Source organism: Micromonospora sp. NPDC005806 (assembly GCF_042871425.1).
Classification (GTDB): domain Bacteria; phylum Actinomycetota; class Actinomycetes; order Mycobacteriales; family Micromonosporaceae; genus Micromonospora.
On record NZ_JBIAIL010000035.1, the window covers coordinates 14,000 to 34,253 of the forward strand.

The following is a 20,254-nucleotide window of genomic DNA, read 5'->3' on the forward strand; positions in this document are numbered from 1 at the left end:
ATGACTGAGACATGCCGCACGGCAGGCTCGTCAAAGCACCTCAGATCGCACCACCACCACAATCACTGACGCAACCGTTCGAGCACCCGGCCGAGACGGCTGGGCGCCCGGTCACCGCCTCATCGGCCGTCGAGGCCTGATGCCTGCTACCCGGCCTCCCGCTTGTCCTCATCCCAACGGGCCAGCGCAGCGGAGAGCTCTTCCAGGAACGCGTCGACCTGCTCACGGTCGTATCCGTGCGCGACGACCGGAAGAGCCTTGGGGGCCCGTTCAATGTCTGCCTTCGCGCCGTAGCGCGCCATCACGACGTCCGAGGTCAGCGCCGCCTGGCCCCGCTTGATCAGGCGATCCACCCGGGCCGGGTCATATCCGTACGGCACAAGGGTGAAGCCCGGCGAGTCGAAACGTTGCCGGGTCAGGTGCCGAAAGTCCGTGAAGCGACTGCCGCCGAAGCGGGCCAGGGCCGCCGCTACCTTGCTCGCCGGTTGCCGGATGAAGTCCAGGTCGAGCAGGACCAGGCAGGGACGGTCATCGACGGGACTTCGGTGAGTCAGTGGACGATCGAGAGTCGAAGCGCTGGACGGCACCAGCAACAGCAACGGGGATGGCGCCTTTCGGCCGGCAAGAACCGGCAGCGGCTGGTCGAGAATGATCGCGTCGATCTCGGCCCAGGGCACCAGCCGGTTGAGCCCGGGCTGCCGCACGGTCAGCCCCTCGGGCCCGATGTGGAGCCTGAAGGGCCGGAGCCCGTAGAAGGAGAGCACGCCGCCGATCGACAGGAACAGCGCACCGGTGATCAACGCCGCGATCGAAGGGAACGCGTCGTCAGCTCGGCTGTACAGCGGCACGAACACACCGAACGCCAGCATCCCGATGCCAAACACCAGGAAGGAACGAGTCCTGCGAAGCTCCATGGCCCTGCCCGCTCTCCCGAAGGCCGCTGTGGCAAGCGTCGCACCAGAGCGCAATCGCTAGGGCGAGCAGTCACCCCACAGACCCGGTGTGCGCGGGCCAGCGGGCCGTTGATGGGCCGTTCGCCCTACCGCTCCAAGAAAGACGTGCGGCTGGGACCAACGCCTGTCCTGCACCCATCGATCTTGACTGATGGTGAGGCGGCGATCACACTTTGCGAAGCTGCGGCAGCCGGGGTCCGTCCGCCTCGACTGCGCGGCCGTCAGGATCGCCTCGCGGAAGGACTCTCATGAGGAGTACAAGAAGATCCAACGGACCGCGCCGCCTGTTGGCCCTGCTCGTGCTACCGCTGGCGCTCGCCGTCAGCGCACCCGGCCTGGCAAGTTCAGCGCCGGACAGCGCGGTGCTGCCCGACAGGTCGTCAACGGGCGAACAGAACGGCGTCGGCCTGATGCGCATCGTCGTCGCCGACAAGTCGGGCATCGACCGCCTCAACGAACTCGGCGTCGACCTCGCCGAGTACGTCAAGCCGGTCGACAACGGCATCGAGGTGCACGCGATCCTCAGCCCGGAGGAGAGCCAGGCGCTGCGGGCCAAGGGCTTCGACGTGCAGGACGCCATCTCCGACCAGAGCGACTACGCGGACAACATGGCCGAGCGGTCCGCCTCGATCCGCGCCGCGATGGCGGCGACGGCCAGCACCGACACCTTGACCGTGCTGCGGAACGAATGGTTCTCCAGCCTCGACAACCAGCTCTTCCTCAACATCGAGGTGAAGTCGAGCGCCGGCACCGACTCGACGACGGTGCTGACGGCGAGCTGGGACAGCGGGCCGGGCACGGAGATCGGCTCCGGCGGCACCGCCACCATGTCCCGGTTCACCGACGCCGGCCAGTACATGTACCACCGGTTCAGCAACCCGGTCGCCATCAACGCCGCACCGGCCAGGGCCACCATCACCAGCAACAAGGGTGGCTCGGTCACGGTCGACGTCGCGAAGTGGCTGGGCAGCCCACGTAAGGTCACCGGTGAGCACCCGTACGTGTCGGACTTCGTCGACCACTACATGGACCCGACGGAGGTCACCGCGCGGTTCACCGGGCTGGCCGCGGAGTTCCCGAAGCTGACCGAGCTGATCGACCTGCCGTACAAGACGAACGGCTACCGGCGCAACGCGCAGGCGCAGTTCGGCACCGCCGCGGCGAGCATCGTCTACGTCACCTCGACGGCGTACGGCTCTGAGGGCGGCAACGACGTCACCATGTCGCTGGTCAATCCGGCCACGGCGAACGCCCCGCTGACGGTGAGCGTGTCCGGCAAGGCCATCACGGTGAGCCTGGCCACCAACGGCTCCGGCGCGATCACCAGCACGGCGGCGCAGGTCGTCGCCGCGGTCAACGGCAACGCCGACGCGGCCAAGCTGCTCACCGCCAGTACGTACCGGGGCAATGCCGGCACGGGCGTGGTGGCCGCGGCACCGGTGACCCAGCTGGCGGACAACCTGAAGGCGCCGGCGAGCGTGTCCCGCGAGCCGTTCCAGATGAAGGCGCTGCGGGTCGGCAAGCACCGCGACGGCTCGAAGGTCGGTGTCTTCCTCTACTGCCAGGAGCACGCCCGGGAGTGGGTGACCCCGCTGGTCTGCGTGGAGTCGGCCGAGCGGCTGCTGCGCAACTACGCGCAGGACCCGAACACCCGCAAGATCGTCGACGACCTGGACATCTTCATCCTGCCGGTCGTCAACCCGGACGGCGCGCACTACAGCATGCACGACTTCAACATGCAGCGGAAGAACATGACCAACTACTGCCCGGCGTCCAACGGCGACCCTGGCCGGCGCAACTCCTGGGGCGTGGACATCAACCGGAACTTCTCGGTCGGTTCCGTCTACGACGGCTACGTCGGCGCGTCGGCGACCAACTGCACCGGCGAGACCTTCGCCGGCCCGGGCGAGCTGTCCGAGCCGGAGGCGCGCAACGAGGTCTGGCTGGTCGACCACTTCCCGAACATCAAGCTCTCGATGAACACCCACTCCTACGGCGGGTACTTCATGTGGCCGCCGGGGGCCTACAAGGCCGAGGGGCGGGAGGTGCTGCCGCGGGTCGACCAGGGCACCGAGGCGTACTTCTGGACCTCCTCGGACTACATCCTCTCCCGGGTGCAGGAATACCGGGGCACGGCGATCTGGCCGGGCCGCACCGGACCAGTGACGGACGTGCTGTACTCGGCGGCCGGCAACAGCGCCGACGAGCACTGGTACAACCGGGGCATCATCGGCTGGGACTTCGAGGTCGGCGCGGACATCTACAACCCGACGACCGGGCGGTTCAGCGCGGTCGGTTTCCAGCCGCCGTTCGCCGAGGGGCATGAGGAGGCGATGGAGTTCGCCAACGGCAACATCGCCATCCTCGAGGTGGCCCGGGCGTACGCGACGGACAAGATCCAACCGCAGACCAAGCTGCAGATCGTCAAGCAGGAGGCGGGTGTCACCGCGTTCACCTTCAGCACCAGCGAGCCGGCGAACCTCTACTACACGCTCGATGGCAGCCGGCCGACGTTCAACTCGCCCAAGCTGGCCCTGGCCGGCATGCGTGAGGGGGTCCAGAACATCACGGTGACCAGCGACACCACGGTCAACTGGTTCTCGATCGACATCGCCGGCAACGTTGAGAGCAACTACAAGCCGGACGGTGAGGGCAGCAACTACAGCAAGGAGAGGGTAGGCGTCCAGTAGGCGGTTCATCGCTTGAACACTGGTGGCCTTCGACCACGGGGTCGGCGGCCATCAGCGTGTGAAGGTCGTACGAATCCGGCTCCAGTCCGGGTGGCCGCTGATGAGGTCACCCCAGCAGGATTTCGTCTGGGCGACGGTAGGTGATGGCAACGTCGTAGTCTCCGGTAATCGAACTGAGGAGCGTGTCGAGGTCTCCGTTGTGGTCAGCGGCTGCCATGCGGAGTACCTGCTCGGCGAGGGTCTTCCCATCGATAAGCACAAGTGGATATTGATCCTCTATAACTTCGACTTGAGCTTGCCGGGAGAACGCTCCCGTTGTGACGAAGACTCCGATCCATCCGCGTCGTAGGCGGGCGACAACTCGTGCAACCTGGTCGGGACTAATCGATGAGGAGGGAGTTACGCATTTCGCTTGGCCGAGGATCACCAGGGGAAGATTGTTGGCGGCCGTGCCGACGTCGAGCCGGCCAACGAAGTCGACGCCGCCGTCGCCGCCCGGTCGAGTTAGCCAGCCATCGTGGTAGCGAGCACCGGAGCGGCCCAAGATCTGGGAAGTAACCCGAGCAGCCAGTAGCTCGAAAGCATGTTTGCGTCCCTCAAAGTGTCTGTAGAGACGCTGCAGCAGGTCGGCCTCTGCAGATCCTGCAGCCGGACGCTGGTCTTCCGCCGACCGCACCCGGGAGGACACGACCCGGCGCCGCGCACGAGGGATCGCGGCGCTGCCGTCTCTGATCCAGCGCCGCCAGGACGCGGGAGCGTGTCGCGTTGCCTGCTCGGCGTCGAGCTTTGGGTGACGGCGGTCGTCGATCCAACGCATGTCAAGGGCGTCGCCCGTGTCCGCAAGATCTATGACTGCCAGGTCGAGCACGAGATTCGGGAAGCTACGTCCGGTCTCGGGGTCACGTTGGACGACGTGTTCGAGCCGTTCGATGATTGCCGCACCGCAAAACTCGACGTGACCCTTCACGAGAGTGCGGCCGCCCCTGTTAACCGTGATAGCTCGATAAATCAACAGGGGTGGGGCCTGAAGCCGTTCGTGTGGGTCGGTGGCAGCGTGGAGGGCCCATGCATCGAGCAAAGCGCGGTTGCCTGCTGTTGCACCCGGAAGGCCGATCGTGGTCGGTTTGTGGTCTCCGTAATAGCGGACGTGGCCGTGGTCAAGGTCGAACTCGTCATGCCAAGGGTTGGTGACATGCCCTGCCTTCCAGGGACTCGACCGCAAGCTGATTACCGGCCTGCGACGTCGGTCAGGCGCGTCCACCATTGCTGCCGCGTTGATACCCGCTTCGAGCATCAACCGTGGAGTGCCATCCGCTTCAGGCGCGGCCGTCACGAAGTGATAGTTGAGGTAGCCGTCTAGCTCGACCTCGACTCGATTGGCACCCTGGGCGTAGCGCATGATCTCGAGCATCGGGACGAGGCGTGCGTGATCCACATGCACATACTGCCCGGCCCGCGCCGCAAGCGGTACTCCCCTCCGGCGTGGTCTCTTCTCGGCTGCGACGCTGATGCCGGACTGAGGTACCACTAGACTAGCGGGCCAGGCCCGGCAGGATTACGTCGGCGACGGCGTACGGTGCGGGCCGCCATGCTTCGGGCGGCGGAGTGATCATCGCCGAGTCGGTCCAGGCGAACTCCGTGGTGTCTGGCGGTACGGCCGACTCAATCCATCGGGCACTGACCTCGAAGATGCCGATTATGTGCGCGGGCTTGAGGCAGGGTGCGACGAAGGCCTCGTTTGCGAAGACAACCTGAGTCAGCAGCCATTCGTCGTCATAAGACCGGCTCTTGTCGTACTCGTTCCGGCTCAGGTGGAAGGTGCCGCGGCTGTTCGCACTGCCCCCCTTGACCTCAATGCGGAGCCTAGGGGGGCCGGCGAGCTCGATGTCGTAGCCGAACGCGTCGGAGATTGCCGCGACATGGGTCGGGTGCCGGCCATCGGCTCGCAGCGCCGCTAGGACCACCGCCTCAGCGGCGTCGCCGATGCGTTTACGGACTTCGGCGTCGCGGGGACCGCTCACCGCGCGGCACACATCAATGAGCATGTCGTCCAGCTCGGGATCGAGCCATTCCAGCGCGCGCAAATCGGCCGTTGGGATGTACTGGCGGGCGACCCCTTGGGGCGATACCGCGATGCGTAGCCAGGCGGGCGGGTCGGCGGTCAGCAGCACCTGGGCGATGTGGCGCAGCGTCGCGCCGTCGGCGATGCCGGCGATCCCGGCCAGCGGGGGCGCCAGCACAATGGCCTCGGCCTGCTCGGCGAGCCCGGCGGTCAGCAGGTGCTCGGCGGGGGTGGTTAGGTCGGTGGCGGCCGCGACGAAGGTGCCGTGGACGCGCGCGGCGCGGACCCAGTCGGCGACATCGCGGCGCGCCGCAAGGCGGACGGCATGGCAGAGCAGCAGGACGGCGTATGCCGTGCCCCGCTTAGGCAGCATCGAGCCGTGCCTTGATATGTGATACGACAGCCTGCATATCGTCCGATACTGCCGGCTGTTCGGGCGTGCCCTCGTCCGGCTCGGGAAGAGCGACGCGCACCAAACCTCGGTCGTTCATCAGCGCGGACAGCGCGACGATTTTCTCGCGCAGCCGAGCGTTGACGGTCTCATCGATGCTCTCCTCGCTGAGCAGCAGCGTGAAGCGGGTTGTCACGTGGTCGCCGAGCCCGAGCCGGTGGATGCGATCTTGGCTCTGCAGGAAATGGCCGGCGTTGAAGGTCCGGTCGAGATAGATGGCGTGGTGGCACCAGTGGTGCAAGCTGACGCCCTCGCCGCAAGCAGCCGGGTTGGCGAGCAGGACGTGACAGTCCGGGTCGTGTCGGAAGCGATCCAGCTCGGCCTCGCGGGTCAGCGCCCCGGCCGGAGCGCTGTCCTGCATCGGCACTCCCCCGTGCACGATGGCCGGCTGGCAGCCGTTTAGATAGGTGGCGAGCGACCGGATGTTGCGCACGAAAGTGGACCAGACGATGACTTTCTCGCCGCGGTCGCGCGCCTGCTCGGCCATCGCCTTGACGTGCTCGTATTTCCAGGGCGTCTCGTAGGCGCGGTAGCGGGCCAGCAGCTCGGCGAGCGGCTCGCTGCCGTCCAGGGCGAGCGGCGGGTGCAAGAATCCGCGCTCGTCGGCGTCGTCGGAGCCGGCGACCAGCAGCATCGGGTTGGTCGCAGCCTCCAGCAGGTACATAACGACCCGGCCGAGCCGGTCGAACTGCCGGCGAGCCGGGCGATCCAGCTCAAAGTCGCCGCGGTAGCGGCCCAGCAGAGCGTCGTAAATGGCCTGCTGGATCGGGCTCATCGCCCGGGTTACCACGTCGAAGGTGGTGCCGGGCAGGCCGAGGCGCGACTTGGGCGTGCGAACGAAGTAGCGCTGGATCGCCGTGCTCGTCTCGCTCAGCACGTCGTCGTCGCGGCCAGCGCGCTCGTTGTAGGCGCTGGCCGGCAGGATCTTCTGATCCTGCCCCGGGTAGAGGAAGCGCATGAGGGCAACCAGGTCGAAGGCACCCTGGGGCGCGGGGGTGCCGGTCAAAATGTCGCGGCGCCGGGCGGCGTAGGCGAGGTCGAGCACCGCGCGGCCGTGCACACCCTGCGCGCCCCGTTTGACCCGGTGCGCCTCGTCGAGGATGACGTGGGTGGGGCGTCGGCCAACGTACTCTCGGATGCGGTCGTAGTCGGAGGCGACGCGGTTGTAGTTGCTAAGCAGCACCTCGACATCGCTGTCGATCGACGCGGTTCCGGCGTGGATGGTGATGGGCGGTGGGCGCTCGAAGCAGGCCGCGGCATCCTCCCGCCATGCTTCGAAGGCGGCGAGGGGCGCGATCACAAGGAGCTGCTCGACCTCGCCGCGGGCGCGAGCGAGCGTGTAGTTCGCCAGCGCGACCGTGGTCTTGCCCGCACCAGGCACGGAGAAGTCGGCGCCATGCGGCAGCCGCTGGATTAGCGCGAGGTTTTCCAGCTGGAAGCCGCGCAGCTCGCGGCGGAAGCCGGCGGCGGCGAGCTCGGCCGCGAGCGCATCGGCGGCCATGTGCGGGGTGCCGGCGGCGACGTCCTCGCGACGTTTCTGGTCGCTGATAAGCGAGCGTATCTGCTCCTGCAGGGTCGGGCCGAGCTTGTGCTGCTCGTGGAAGATCGTCCGGACCTCGCGCAGCGCCGGCAGCTCGGCGAGAAACACATCGACGCGCACGTCCATGCGGTCAGCGGTGCCGCCGACGATGCCGCGGGACATGGCGGCCTGCAGGCGGGCCCAGGCGCCGGCGACTGTCGGGGCCTGGCGGGTGACGACGACGAGCGGGCGGCCCTGCTGGTAGAGCTCGGCGACGATCACGCCCGGCGGCCCTCGATCTCGTCCAGCAGCCCCTCGATTTCGGCGATCTTGAGGGCGAAGGCGTGCACGTCCCACTCGGTCTGGGCACGGGCCTTCGGGAGATCCTTGCGGATCCGTTTCAAGCTGTTGATCACCTTGTCGGCCTGGACGAGCGGCGCCTTGGCCGCCGACTGGTCCGCGGCTTCGTCCGCGGCCTCGTCGGCGACGGCGGTGATCGCGCTGCGCAACGAGCTGAGCACCTGGCGGGCGGAGACCTTGTCACCCTCGCCGAGCGGCAGGCTCTCATCGGGTGTCCGGGCGGCGACCAGACCCAGCAGCTCGTTCAGCGGCTGCGCGGGCGGGTCTTCGCCGAGCAGGTCGTCCAGCAGGTCGTCGCTCGGACCAGGAGCCGGGGCGGACTGGGCGGCGTCGAGCACCGGCTTGAGCGCCGCGTCGCGCTCGATCTCCCGCTGGATGAGCTCGGCCGCGTCGGCGCGTTGCAGGTGCCGCAGCTTGCGGTACTCCACGTTGGCCAAGGTGCCAAGAAAGTACGCCGACCGCACGCTGTCGGCCTCGGCCGGCGGCTTGTTCCGAATGTGCCGGGCGAGCTCGGCGAAGGCCGACTCGTTGTCGGTGAAGTCGACGTGCAGGCGCGCGCCCTTCGCCAGGTCGACCAGCTGGTGCACCTGCTGGAGCTTCTCGTGCAGATCCCGCACCTTCGCGACGTCGCTGTGCATCCGCCGGGCGACGCGTCCGAAGTCCTTGCCCTCGCGGTCGTAGAGCTCCTCGATGAGGAACGCCTCGTTGATCCAGGAGTACTCCTGCTTGAAGTCGCGCGCGATTTGCAGCTCCGCCTCAAGGTCGACCAGCTCGTCGGGCTGGGCGTCGTCCGGCAGGAGCAGGCACTGGACGTAGCGCGCTTTGAGCCAGTCGTCGTGCTGGTAGAGCGAGCGGAGGGCGGCGGTGCGCCGGTTGCCGTTGATGAGGACGCCCTCGGCGGTGATGATGGCTGGATCCTGCTGGCCGCGGTCCTTCAGGTCCTCCTTGAGCTCCTTGAAGCCCTCCTGGCCAGTGAGGATTCGATACTGCGCGTCCTGGGCGGCCGGGCCCAGCGGGTCAGCGGTGAACAGGTCTGGCTGGCCGGCCAGGTGGATCTCCCGGCGCTGTTCGGCCTGCGTGCGGTGGTTGAGCGTGGAGAAGCGCACCCAGCTGACCTCGACCTCGACCTGCGGGAGCTCCTTCTGCTCGCGTGGCCAGGCCGGAAGGAGCACGTGCCGGACGGGTTTGCGGGCCTGCAGCAATGCCACACGATCCTGGTCCAGCATCGGATTGGGCAAGCGGATCATCTCCTGTACGTGGTGAAACGGCCGACGCCGAATCTAGCCGAAATTGTGGTGCGGACTTGGCCGCTCCTGCGCTGAAATCCGACGTGCCCGACGTACGCCGGCAGGGCCTGCTCGTCGATGCCGAAGAGGCTGAGCAGGATGCCTGGGAAGACGCGTTGCTGCCTGCCATCCCAGTTCAGATCGGTCGCCTGGGTGTCGCTGTCGGGCGTGACGTAGACGCAGGGCGGGGGCACCAGTTGCGCGCCGATCTGCACAGCTCGGTCATGTTTCGGACAGAGGCGCTTGGGCGTGCCACAGAGGTGGTTGTGGAAGATGACGCCGTCCACCGTACGATCGGCCGGGTCGAGGAGGCGACTGCGCATGCGCTGGATGCCCTTGGCTACATGCTCGCCGGGCTCGGCCTTCATGCTGTCGCACAGCCACCAGAGGTACGTCTCCCGCGCCCAGTCTGGCACCGACCAGCGGATGCTGCTGTGTGTCCCGTCCGGGCAGCCCTTCTGAATGATCGCCACGTGACCGAACCCGGGGACCGCGAGCCGGTACACCGTGTCGTCGCCGTACTGCGGCTTGGTGACGCTGTCCACCAGGCCCGCCTGCTGCAGCGCCTCCAGGATGTCGAGCAGGAACCGGCGGCGGCCAGCGTTGCTTGCGCTCATGCTGCCGCGCATCGCTTCGATCGTCGCCGGCAGGGCATCGCGGTACTCCTCGGCGGTCAGCCCATACCGGGCAAGGATGTCGGTCTCCGCGACAAGCTTCTGTATTAGGTCGTCCACCTTGTGCACGACCTCCGGCGGGGGTGCCCCCGCGTGGCGACATGGCGCAGCGTATTCCGGCAACACCGTCTCCAGCCCTCCCCTCGCGTACGGTCCCGGTCAGTCCATCAGCAGCCGCTGGGCAATCCGCATCGGATTGCGGTCGAGTTCGAACAGGTCGCCATGCTCGATCCGGTAGCCGAGCTCCTCGGTGACCCAGGTGGCGACGAGCTCGTGGCGCGGCGTGCGCAGCTCCGGCTCGGGACGCCATAGCGGGTGTCGCAGGATGACGGCTTTGCGGCTGCCCGAGTGAGCGAGCACCGCGATGCCCTCGACCTCATGGTGCTGGATGCCCACGGGGGTGAAGGAGCTCATAAAGCCGGCGACCAGCGGGCCGGTGCGGCTCAGCCAGCGCTCCCAATTGATTGGTCGGCCCAGTCCCAGCTCGGCCATGTCCAGGGCCAGCCGCCAGTCCAGTGCGCCATGGATGCGCTGGTTGTCGAAGGAGCGTAGGCAATCCGGGCACGACGCGGTGCACTCCTCGGCGTGGCGCCGGCTCCGCCACATCGCGCCCAGGTCGTCGATGGCGCTTGCCAGCACCTTGGCGAAGAACTGGGGATCGCCGAGCAGGGTCGCGTACCCGGCACCGTTCTCGAGGGTGTCGGCTAGGAAGACCCGGTGCACCTGGTCGTCGCCGATCCGGGCCGGGTGCAGGCCCGCCGACAGCTCGTTGGGGTCGATGTCCAACTCGGCTTGCACGCCCCGGCGCAGCACCTCTGCGAACGACCACATCGCCGGCAGGCCGGCGGGCAGCACGGCCGGATCGGTCGGCACGATGCCGCCGGGAATGTCCAGGTGATCGGCGGTCACGACCAGCACGTCGGTCTTGCGAACCTCGCCGATCGCGGCGTCGATGCGGTGTCCCTGGGTGTTGGGAAGCTTGACGTCGTTGCCGTAAAGCGAGCTGTCCCGGACGACGATCGACCGGCCGGCCGCCTCCTCCATCGCGAACAGCCGGCCCAGATTGTCGTTGATGCGCAGGATGTCGGCCAGCTCATACACGTCGACGCGCAGGCCCTCCACCGTGGCGGAGCGGTCGGGGTTCGAGGCGACGCCCAGCTCCGGGAAACCCATGACGGCCACAGTCTCGCCGTCGACGTCGTAGTCGCGAGCGTGGTAGTCGGTGCGGAAGCCGAGCGGCTGGAACATCACGAATGTGGTGAGCTCCCCCTGGCAGGCCGGGCACGCTCCGGCGTCCACCCCGACCGACGTACGGCCGCAGTTCTGGCACTTGGTGATGTCGATGGGCTTGCCCAGCGGGTCGACGGGCAGCACCCGGGGCCCCTTAACTTCGTACGCGGCGAAGCCCACGGCCGTGTGGATCTCGCCGTCGCGGACGACCTCCGCGCCGGGCACGAAGCTGGCCACCGCCATGTCCAGGGACCTGTCGGACACGACCAGGTCGGTGAGGTCGCGCTTGTCCTTCGGGTAGCCCTTATAGAGGTTGCGGACGCGGGTGGGAAAGCCAAACATCGGCAGGACGCCAGCGTTGGCCAGCACCTCGCTCAGTTCGTTCTGCTGGTAGAACGGGTTGTCGAGGGCGGCGTCGATGTCCGTCACGAGGTCGTGGCGGGCCCAGCGTTCCAGCTCCGCGGTCTCCGCCGCGGTCATGCCGGTGCGCACGGTCAGCGCGGCGATGACCTCCGGCACGTCGGGCGCTTGGTCGAGCCACAGCTCGATCTGCGGCCGATAGGTGTCGGCCCACTGGTCGCGGACGCCGAAGATGCCGTGAATGCTTTCACGGGAGCGCGCCGGCTTGGGCAGGCACACTGCGAAGGCCCGGCGCAGCAGCTCGGCCGCCACGACGCGGCGGGCGATGCGGGTCCGTTCCAGGTCGAGGAACGGCTGCGGCGGGATGTCGCCGGTCATCCGCTCGGTGGCGTTGAAGTAGTAGTCGTCGTGGGTGCGGGAGCGGGCGACAGTGAGGGCGTACGAGTACGGCTGTCCCTGACGCCCGGCCCGGCCGACGCGCTGCTGGTAGTTGAACCGCTGCGGCGGCATGTTAGCCATGACCGTCGAGCGCAGCGAGCCGATGTCGACGCCGACTTCCATCGTGGTGGTAACGCTGAGCACGTCCAGCGGCGTCGTTAGCTTGTTCTCTAGCGGCTCCTTGAGCAGTGCCTCCTTAAACCAGCGTTGGCGCTGCCGCTGGACCGCCAGGGGCTTCGTCTGGCCGGTCAGCTCGGCAACGGCCATCCGGCGCGGCTCCAGCTCGGCGAGCCACGCGTAGTAGTCCTTCTCCTGGTCGCCGGCCTCGCGCCGCTCAAGATTGGGGTGGTGGCAGCCACGGGCGGCGCATACCCCAGCCGAGGGGTGCAGGTGCCGGTAGCTGCACCGGCGGCAGAACCAGACCTCTGTGCCAGCTTTGGTCAACAGGAACGGCGCTTCCACGCTGTCGACGCGCAGCCCCCACTCCGGGGCCACCCGGCCGCCGATCTCGCGTGTCACCCAGGTCTCCAGGACGCCCGAGCCGGCCAGGCCGTGTCGTTCGGCGACCGCCTTCAGGTAGCGCTTCACGGAAGCCGGGATGTCGAACGCAGGCGAGAAATACTTGTTGCCAGCATAGCGCCCCTGAATGCCGAGGACCCTGATCACCGAGCGGAGGATCTGCAGCGCGACATCCTCAGGGACGCCGGCATCGTCCAGCCGCGGGTTGCGCGGGTCGACCATTACCAGGCCGGTGGACTCCAGGTCGCGGGCGGCGCGGTCGAACACCGCCTCGGCCATCGTCGTGGCCAGCTCCCGGCGGTACCGCTCATAGCCCTTCATCTGCATCTCGGGGTGCAGGGGTCTCCAGAGGCCTGGCTGCGGCGGGTCGTACACCCGGTACCAGGGCTCCCCCTGCCACTTCTGCATCGAAGTGCCGGGGCCGGCGGGGTGGATGCCGCGCTGCAACATGGCCTTCTCGAGCCGGGTGGCCGCGACCGACCACGGCAGCTGGGCTGTTGCCTTGCTCGTCCGGTACGCCGCAATCAACGCTTCCGTCTCGGGCGGGGCGACGCCCAGCGCCGCCTTCTTCATCAGCGCCTGGAACAGCTCAGGATGTTCGCCCTGCATTGTGACGAACGCTGCCTGCCCCTCCGGCGTCGGCGTTCCGGTGAGCATCCCCAGCACGGCGTCGACCGCGTCGGCCGCGGGCTGCTCCAGCTCGTGCCGGATGAGCTGGCGTACGAGGTCGCGGTGGTGGTTCTTGGCGACACCGGCCGCGGTGCGGGCGGCGTCGTCACGACTGTCGGTGAACAGAATGGTGCGCGAATCGGCGGGGGTCGTGCCCATGCTGCGGAACAGCTGAGCAAGGTAGAGCTGGATCGACTGCGACTGCCCAGCGCGGTGTCCCCGGATCGGCGACCGCACGATACCGCGCCAGAACTTCTGCGGGTCGTTGTTGACGTTCTGGGTGCCGCAGCGCGGACACTTCTCCGGCAGTGCGGGTGCCTTGGCCCTGGTCTCTCCCATCGGGCTGACCCGCAGGACATACCCGGTCGGGTCCTGGTCGTCCTCCACGATCAGCCCCGAGGTCGGATCCAGCCGCGCCTGGGCGAACGAAAAGCTGATCTGGCGTCCCTTGGCACCCAGGCCCTCGAGCTTGTGGTTCCACGGCTTGCCCTCGGCTGGCTTCTCCGGCTCTGGCCAGTACCAGATGTATTCGCCGTGCGAGCGGCGGTTGACCGGGCGGGTCTGATCCGAGGGAATCTTGTCGGCCAGCGAGCCGAGGGCAACCATCGGCGGGACGCTGTTGGGGACGCGGTCGATGACGTAGCCGCCGAGGCTGACCTCGCCGCAGTCGAAGCAGTACAGCAGCTCGAGAACCCGCCCGCCGCAAGGGCACGTCGTGGCCGGCCGGCTGTACAACCGGCCGATCTTCCGATCTGCGTACGCGTGCTCCGGCCGCACCTCAGTGCAGGCCCGATTGGCGCAGGCCCACAGCCCGCTTGCCGGGCGTACGAACATGTGGGCGCGCAGCGGGATCGTGGCCGGGTCGCTCCAAGCTTCCGCTCCGGCTTCCAGCACGAGGTCGAACGCCTCGCTTGTGACGCCATCGGGGGTGGCCGGCGGCTCGTCGAAGAGGCGCCGCTCAATGTCGGGCAGCCGGCTCGCGCGCATCGGCGCGCCGGCGTCGGCGCGGCACGCGGCGGCGACGGCTTCGGAGAGTCGGTGCTCGGCGGCCAAGGCGCTAAGCGCAGCCGCGCGGTCGGTCCCGCCAGCGGGCAGAGTCTTGGCCTGTTCCTCGAACGCGGTGCGTGACAGCGGCTTGCGTTCGGGGATGGTACGGGGCGTGCCGGCCGTGACGAAGAAGCTGGACCGGTCGACGCCGAAGAACTCCTCCAGGTAGCCGCGGCCGTTGTCGTCGTCGGTGAGCGAGGCGCTGGTGGCCAGGCATCGCAGCTGCGGGGAGTCCGCGTCCAGCCTGAGCCGCGACAGCAGGTTGCGGACCACCATCGCGACCTCGCTGCCCTGCGTGCCGCGGTATAGGTGCATCTCGTCGATGACGATGGTGAATTTATTGTTCTCGTCGGCGGCGAGCCAATCCGCTGTGGCAGCGAACATCGGCTGTTCGATGTCGCGCATCAGCATCGCGTTGAGCATGGAGTAGTTGGTGACCATCAGGTCGGGCGGCGACGCAACCATGTCCCAGCGGGTCGTCATCTCCACCTGCCGAGGATCGGCGAACTGGGCGAGCATCTGCTCTACGGCGCGGCGGTCCGGGCCGTCCTCGTACGCCTTGGCCAGCTGCTGGAAGTCCTGGGCGGCGCTGTTGATCTCTGCGGCGGCCTCATGCACCTTGTCCTTGTCCTTAGGTCCGGGCAGCTCGCCGGATCCTGGGGTGGCACCGGTGTAGCGGCCGAACCAAAGCGGCGGCACCTCGCCGGTCTCCGCGATCCGGCGCAGCGCGCGGCGCAGCCGGGAGACCTGGTCCTCGACCAGCGCGTTCGTGGGGTAAAGCACGACGGTGCGCAGCGCCGCCGGCCGGGTCTCCGGGCCGCGCAGCGGCCGCCAGCTTAGGACGTTGCCTGCGGCTTCCCACCAGCGGACCGGCTCCGGCTGCTTGGCCCAGTTGAGCGCCTCCTGTACCAGCCGGGCGAGCACGGGGAGCAGGAAGGACTCGGTCTTGCCCGAGCCCGTGCCAGAGGTGACGACCACGTTGCGGGGCTCGCCATCAGCGGCGCTAAGCGACCGGATGAGCGCCTCGGCCTGATGGCGGCGCAGCATCATCTGCTGTCCCGGCTTTACGAAATCGCCGAACAGCGCATCGCCGACGATGCGTGCCGCGACCGGGTCCAGGCCGGCTTGCTGCGCCGCCTCCGACAGCGGGTAATCGGCGTCGTAGGGGACCACCGGTTCGAGCAGCACGTCTGTGAACAGCAGCCCGGGCGCCTCCAACAGCTGCCGGCGCTCGTCGCGCAGCGGCTTGTCGCGCAGCCAGTACGCCGTGTCGAAGTATCGCAGGTACGCGTCCTGCAGCTCCCGGTAGACCTGCGTCGGCGTCGGGAAACGCGGCCTCGGCGTGGCGGCGCCGTTCTGCGACATGACGGTCCTCGTCTCGGTGCGGTTGGGTGGATCAGCTGGTGAGGCGGGCGGTCAGCATCTCGGCGATCTCGGCGGGCACGCCGTGATAGCGCAGCACCCGCAGGGGGCCGAGCCCGCGGGGCGGGCGGCCGACACAGAGCACCGCGGCGCGGCCGTACAGCCCCGGCAAGTCGGCGCCCAGCGGGACGTCGAGGGCGCGTTCCGCGGCGCGGTAGGCCAGCAGCGGGCGGCCAGCCTGCAGGGCGGCGATGTGCTTGACCAGGTTCGCGGCACCGATGCGTGCGGTGCCGGCGGCCACGTCCTCGGCGTCGCGGAACACGTACGTCCTGCCGAAGGACTCCAGCGCGTACGCGCCGGGCTCGTCCGGCCGGGGCTGCGTCACCCAAGCGGCCGAGCCGAGATGGAACTGCTGAACGCTGCGTGCCCCCGGCATGCTCACCCGGGGCAGCGCGGCCAGCACCTCGCTGAGCCCGGGCGCAGCGCCGAGGATCGCCGCCGCCGGCCGTGCCGCGACCGTGACCTCGAGCTCGGCGGCCAGCGCGTGAACCTGGTCGGCGGTCAGCCCGCGCAGCACCCGCCGGCTCGGGCCTTCCGGGTCGGGTTGCACGTTAAGGCGACCCGGCGTGCCGGCGATCCAGTCCTCGACCGTGTTCACGTACCCGGCGGGCCAGTAGCCGACCAACAGGTACGAGCCATCGACGAGCTCGGCCAGCGCGGACGGGGCAATCTCCCAGTCGAGCGGCTCGAGGCTCCGCGGGTCGCGCCGGATCTGCACGTGGCCGAGGGATTCGAGCGTACGGGCGAAGACGTGGACGAACAGCAGCGAGCCCTCGATCTGCAAGGCGGTGCGCTCGAAGGATGAGTATCCTCCCCCGCCGGCGTGCATCAGCGCGTCCAGGCCGATGTCCCAGGTCAGCTTGTCCGGCTGCACGGGGGCTACCTGGTGCACGTCCACGTGGTAGCGAGATTCGAGCTTGTCACGCGCCTTCTTCTGGGCCTCGGCCGCCCAGGGGGTGTTCGGGAAGCGCTTGACCAGGCCGCAGCGACGGCAGGTGCCCTCGACGGCCAGCGCCTTGCCCCCGGCGTACGGCAGATCCCAATAGTGCGCTCGGGTGACCAGGCACGAGCTCGGGTCGGGCGCGGCGAGCGTCGTCGCAGGCAGGGCCGCGCCCGCGGGCGGCCGCGGCTCGGTCCACCAAAGGACCTGCGGCACCGGCCGGCGCGGCGCGGCGTCCCCGCCGATAACGACTACGCCGTCGACCACCGCCGCCGACTCCTCGGCGTACGCGTCCGCGCTGAGCACGCCCCGCCCGTGCTGGGTCCCAGGCAAGTAGGCGAGCCGGGTCGCACGTGCCCACAGCGCCAGGTCGACGTAGTCGCCGGAGCGCAGGAAGAAGGGCAGCCGCTGGGTGGCGTCCTTCGTCCTGTTGACGAAGAGCAGGGCCTCGTAGTCGCCCTCGGCGAGGTCCATGTCGGCGAGCGGGAACACCAGGGCGGCGCCGTCCGACTCGCAGGCGGCGATCACCTGGTCGAGGACGATCGGCGTGGCGTCGTCGAGGGCGCCGAGCGCGCCGGTGTCCTTGCGGATGATCTCTAGCTTGATGTGGTCTGCACCCACGGCCACGGCGCGCAGCTCCGGGGGCGCCTGGGCGGCGTACTTGCGCATCCGGCCGGGCAGCTTCATCCCTCCGGCGAGGGTGAGTTGCGATGAGACCGAGGGCTGCAGCACGTTGAGGTCGTCACGCAGCTTGGCGCGGGCTTCGGGCGAAAGTAGCCCCAGCACCTGAACGTCGGCGAACAGCGTCCAGTTCGGAGGCACGCCTTCCTGGCCTCCAGGGACCCGCCGGTAGCCAGGGCGGGCGACCTGAGCGAGCACGGCGTCGACCTCGTCGGCCAGCCCGTCGAACGCGAAGACGATGCCGTCCTCGGCGAGCTGCAACCGCTCGACTTCAAGAAATTGCCCGAGCGCCTCGTCCTTGCGCATCGGCAGCACCTGGCGCGGACGGCGCACGACGGGTGCTCCGCCGTCGATGTCGGTCAGGCGCAGGACGCCGTCGAGGATGGAGGTCTGGGCCAGGTCCGCTGGGCGGTGCAGGCGGTGCCAGCCGTTGACGCCGGGCATGAAGTCGAGGACCGGCTGCTGGTCACCGACCGCGCTGGCGATCTGAAGGTGCCGCGGCTCGTCGTGGCCGGGCAGCTTGACCACGAGGCTGAACTCGACCTTTCGGCCGAACAGGTTGGAGCGGATGAGGGCGACCAGCCGGGCTTCGCCGCCGCGCGCACCGGCCGCTTGCGATCGGGGCGCGGCATCCCGGTCGTTGCCGTCCCAGGTCTGCAGCTCGAGCGCGACGACGCTGGCGATCCGCTCGCGGGCGGCAGGCTGCCGGGCCCAGAGGGTGGCCAGGTTCCGGCTGATCGGCGGCGGCGTGCGCTTCATCCAGTCGTCGAGGTACGGCTCGATTTCGCGCGGCGTGACCTCCCGGCCAGGGTCTAGGCCGTACGTGGCGAAGAACCGGGGCAGCTTGCCGCGGTCGTGCTCGCGGACCAGGGCCTGTGACATCGACAACCCGACGTAGCGGTGCGACAGGGCCACCGCGGAGGGCAGCCCGAGCATGCCGTCCAAGCCGGTCAGCCACAGCCCGAGCACGTTCCAGAACAGCTCGACGTGCTGCCGGTACTGGGTGGCCAGACGCTCCTTCTGCTGGGGGTCCTCCAGCCGCAGCAGCTGAGAGAGGGGGCCGAAGTAGTTGCTCGCCGCCATGGTGACGTCGCTGCCCATGCGCTCCGCGGCCATGCTGAAGACCGCGAGGAGGGTCAATACAGGCGGGGCCGGCAGGTCCATCCGCTCGTCGCGTCGGGTCTGCTGCCACCGGCGCAGCCACTCGCGGGTGCGCTGCAGGGTCAGGCCGAAGATGTCGCTGTAGCGCGTGTGCAGCGACAGCACGCCGATGACCGAGCGTGCCAGGGAGTCCCACACCTTGTCGGTGGGCAGTTTCAGCCGATGCCCGATGCGAGCGAGGGTGTCCTCGTCGAAGTCCAGGTAGACCGGGAGTCCCGCCATGTCCGGGGTGAAGAAAACGTCTGCAATGGCTCGGTTGAAGGCGCTGTAGATCTTCCATCGATCTACCGGCTGACGTTGCATGTGCTGACCAGCTGTCGCTTCCGTATCGGCGGAATTGGGTCCCAAAGTGTAAGGGACGGACCACGCTCTGAACAATGACCGTTCTCGACGCAACCGATTTGCTGGAGGCTGACGATATTCGGCAAGTTCCTCAGCCACGGACTTGACTTTCGAGCATTCAGCCACAATTCGGACGTTATGGAGTCATCGGCGATATCATGAGCTGACCCTGAACACCAGATTCAGGTGGACACCTCCGCCGCCCAGACGGCCTGACTCGGCAGAACAGATGATCAAACCTCCCACCGGGGTGGCGCGCATCGTCGACCGCGCGCCCCTATAGGCTGCCCAGCGACTATCGACCGAGGAGGACGCGTGGAAGGTACGGCCATCCGGGCGGCGGAGTTCTTCGCCGGCATCGGGCTGGTGCGAACCGCCCTCGAGCCGCTGGGCGTCCAGGTCGTCTGGGCCAACGACATCAAGCGGGCCAAGTTCAACGCCTACCGCGAGAACTACCCGGACGCTGACAAGCACTTCAAGGTCGCAGACATCCGCAAGATCGAAGCGACGGACCTGCCACCCGGAGTAGACCTGGCAACAAGCAGCTTCCCTTGCATCGACCTGTCGCTCGCGGGCAATCGACTCGGCCTCGACGGCGCCCAGTCGGGAATGTTCTTCGAATTCGCGCGGATCTTAGAAGGTATGCCGCTGCGCCCGTCGGTTGTACTGCTGGAAAACGTGCACGGATTCGCCACCAGCCACGGCGGTAAAGACATCGAACGCGCCTTCGAGAGGCTTTCCCAGCTGGGCTATTCCCTCGACGTGCTCGCGATCGACGCCAAGCATTTCGTCCCGCAGTCGCGGCCGCGCATGTTCATCGTCGGCATTTCCAAGGACAAGCTGCCAAAGAACTCCCACGTCGGTGTCCCAGCCCGTAGCGACGTGCGCCCGGCCTGGGTGACCGCCCTGCACGAGCGGCATAGCAACACCTACGACATGCACTACCTGGATCTGCCGCCGCTTCCGGAAGGCCCCAAGGACCTCAGCGGGGTGGTAGATCAGGACGTCCCGGCAAGCGCGTGGTGGGATGCGAAGCGGGTGGAGGCCTTCGTCGACTCGCTCAGCCATGGGCAACGCATCCGATTCGAGGCGCTGCGCGATGGGGACACCATTTCCTACCGGTCCGCCTATCGCCGCACCCGGCAGGGCATCTCCATGTGGGAGCTGCGCCGCGACGCCATCGCGGGATGCCTGCGCACGACCGGCGGCGGCTCCAGCAAGCAGGCGCTCGTTGAGGTCGGCATGCGCCGCGAGCCCCGGGTTCGCTGGATGACACCTAAGGAGTACGCGCGGCTTATGGGTGCCGGCGACTACAAACTGGTGGCGGGCACCCCTAATCAGCAGCTGTTCGGCTTCGGCGACGCCGTCGTGGTCGATGTTGTGCGGTGGATCGGACAGCACTACCTAGTTCCGGTCCTCACCCCCGAGACGACCGACGAAGGTTAGCCCT

At 68.2% G+C, this 20,254-nt stretch carries 10 protein-coding genes; 2 read left to right on the forward strand and 8 right to left on the reverse strand.

All coding sequences use genetic code 11. From position 1 onward, the window contains the following. Positions 1–146 precede the first annotated feature (146 nt). The gene (locus ACFYOS_RS28040; RefSeq protein ID WP_387147883.1) at positions 147–914 is read right to left on the reverse strand and encodes a hypothetical protein; all 768 of its coding nucleotides are present in this window, start codon (positions 912–914) and stop codon (positions 147–149) included. A 287-nt stretch (positions 915–1,201) separates the two neighbouring features. Here ACFYOS_RS28040 and ACFYOS_RS28045 point away from each other — a divergent pair, with 287 nt between their 5' ends. Beyond that, complete coding sequence (locus ACFYOS_RS28045; RefSeq protein ID WP_387147886.1) at positions 1,202–3,643, forward strand: M14 family zinc carboxypeptidase; 2,442 nt, start codon at positions 1,202–1,204, stop codon at positions 3,641–3,643. A gap of 106 nt (positions 3,644–3,749) precedes the next feature. On the opposite strand, the gene ACFYOS_RS28050 is transcribed toward ACFYOS_RS28045, so the two are convergent. From ACFYOS_RS28050 to ACFYOS_RS28080, 7 genes are all read right to left on the reverse strand, one after another. Next, entirely contained in the window at positions 3,750–5,054 is a 1,305-nt protein-coding gene (locus ACFYOS_RS28050) for a restriction endonuclease (protein WP_387147889.1), read from the reverse strand. A gap of 121 nt (positions 5,055–5,175) precedes the next feature. Further along, on the reverse strand, positions 5,176–6,078 hold the full coding sequence (locus ACFYOS_RS28055; RefSeq protein WP_387147892.1) for a protein NO VEIN domain-containing protein: 903 nt from the start codon (positions 6,076–6,078) through the stop codon (positions 5,176–5,178). After that, positions 6,068–7,957, reverse strand: coding sequence for a DEAD/DEAH box helicase (locus tag ACFYOS_RS28060; protein ID WP_387147895.1), 1,890 nt, complete (start codon positions 7,955–7,957; stop codon positions 6,068–6,070). The genes ACFYOS_RS28055 and ACFYOS_RS28060 overlap by 11 nt, the downstream gene beginning before the upstream one ends. Then, on the reverse strand, positions 7,954–9,273 hold the full coding sequence (locus ACFYOS_RS28065; protein WP_387147898.1) for a ParB N-terminal domain-containing protein: 1,320 nt from the start codon (positions 9,271–9,273) through the stop codon (positions 7,954–7,956). The genes ACFYOS_RS28060 and ACFYOS_RS28065 overlap by 4 nt, the downstream gene beginning before the upstream one ends. Before the next feature lie 5 nt (positions 9,274–9,278). Next, positions 9,279–10,064 carry a hypothetical protein gene (locus ACFYOS_RS28070; RefSeq protein WP_387147901.1) on the reverse strand — a complete coding sequence of 262 codons (786 nt, stop codon included), beginning with the start codon at positions 10,062–10,064 and terminating at the stop codon, positions 9,279–9,281. 90 nt (positions 10,065–10,154) lie between these two features. Continuing rightward, positions 10,155–15,623, reverse strand: coding sequence for a DEAD/DEAH box helicase (locus tag ACFYOS_RS28075; RefSeq protein ID WP_387147904.1), 5,469 nt, complete (start codon positions 15,621–15,623; stop codon positions 10,155–10,157). A gap of 31 nt (positions 15,624–15,654) precedes the next feature. Further along, positions 15,655–18,684, reverse strand: a complete 3,030-nt coding sequence (locus ACFYOS_RS28080; RefSeq protein ID WP_387147907.1) for a hypothetical protein — start codon at positions 18,682–18,684, stop codon at positions 15,655–15,657. Between the two features lie 435 nt (positions 18,685–19,119). Here ACFYOS_RS28080 and ACFYOS_RS28085 point away from each other — a divergent pair, with 435 nt between their 5' ends. Next, on the forward strand, positions 19,120–20,250 hold the full coding sequence (locus tag ACFYOS_RS28085) for a DNA cytosine methyltransferase (RefSeq protein WP_387147910.1): 1,131 nt from the start codon (positions 19,120–19,122) through the stop codon (positions 20,248–20,250). The last annotated feature ends 4 nt before the right edge of the window (positions 20,251–20,254 follow it).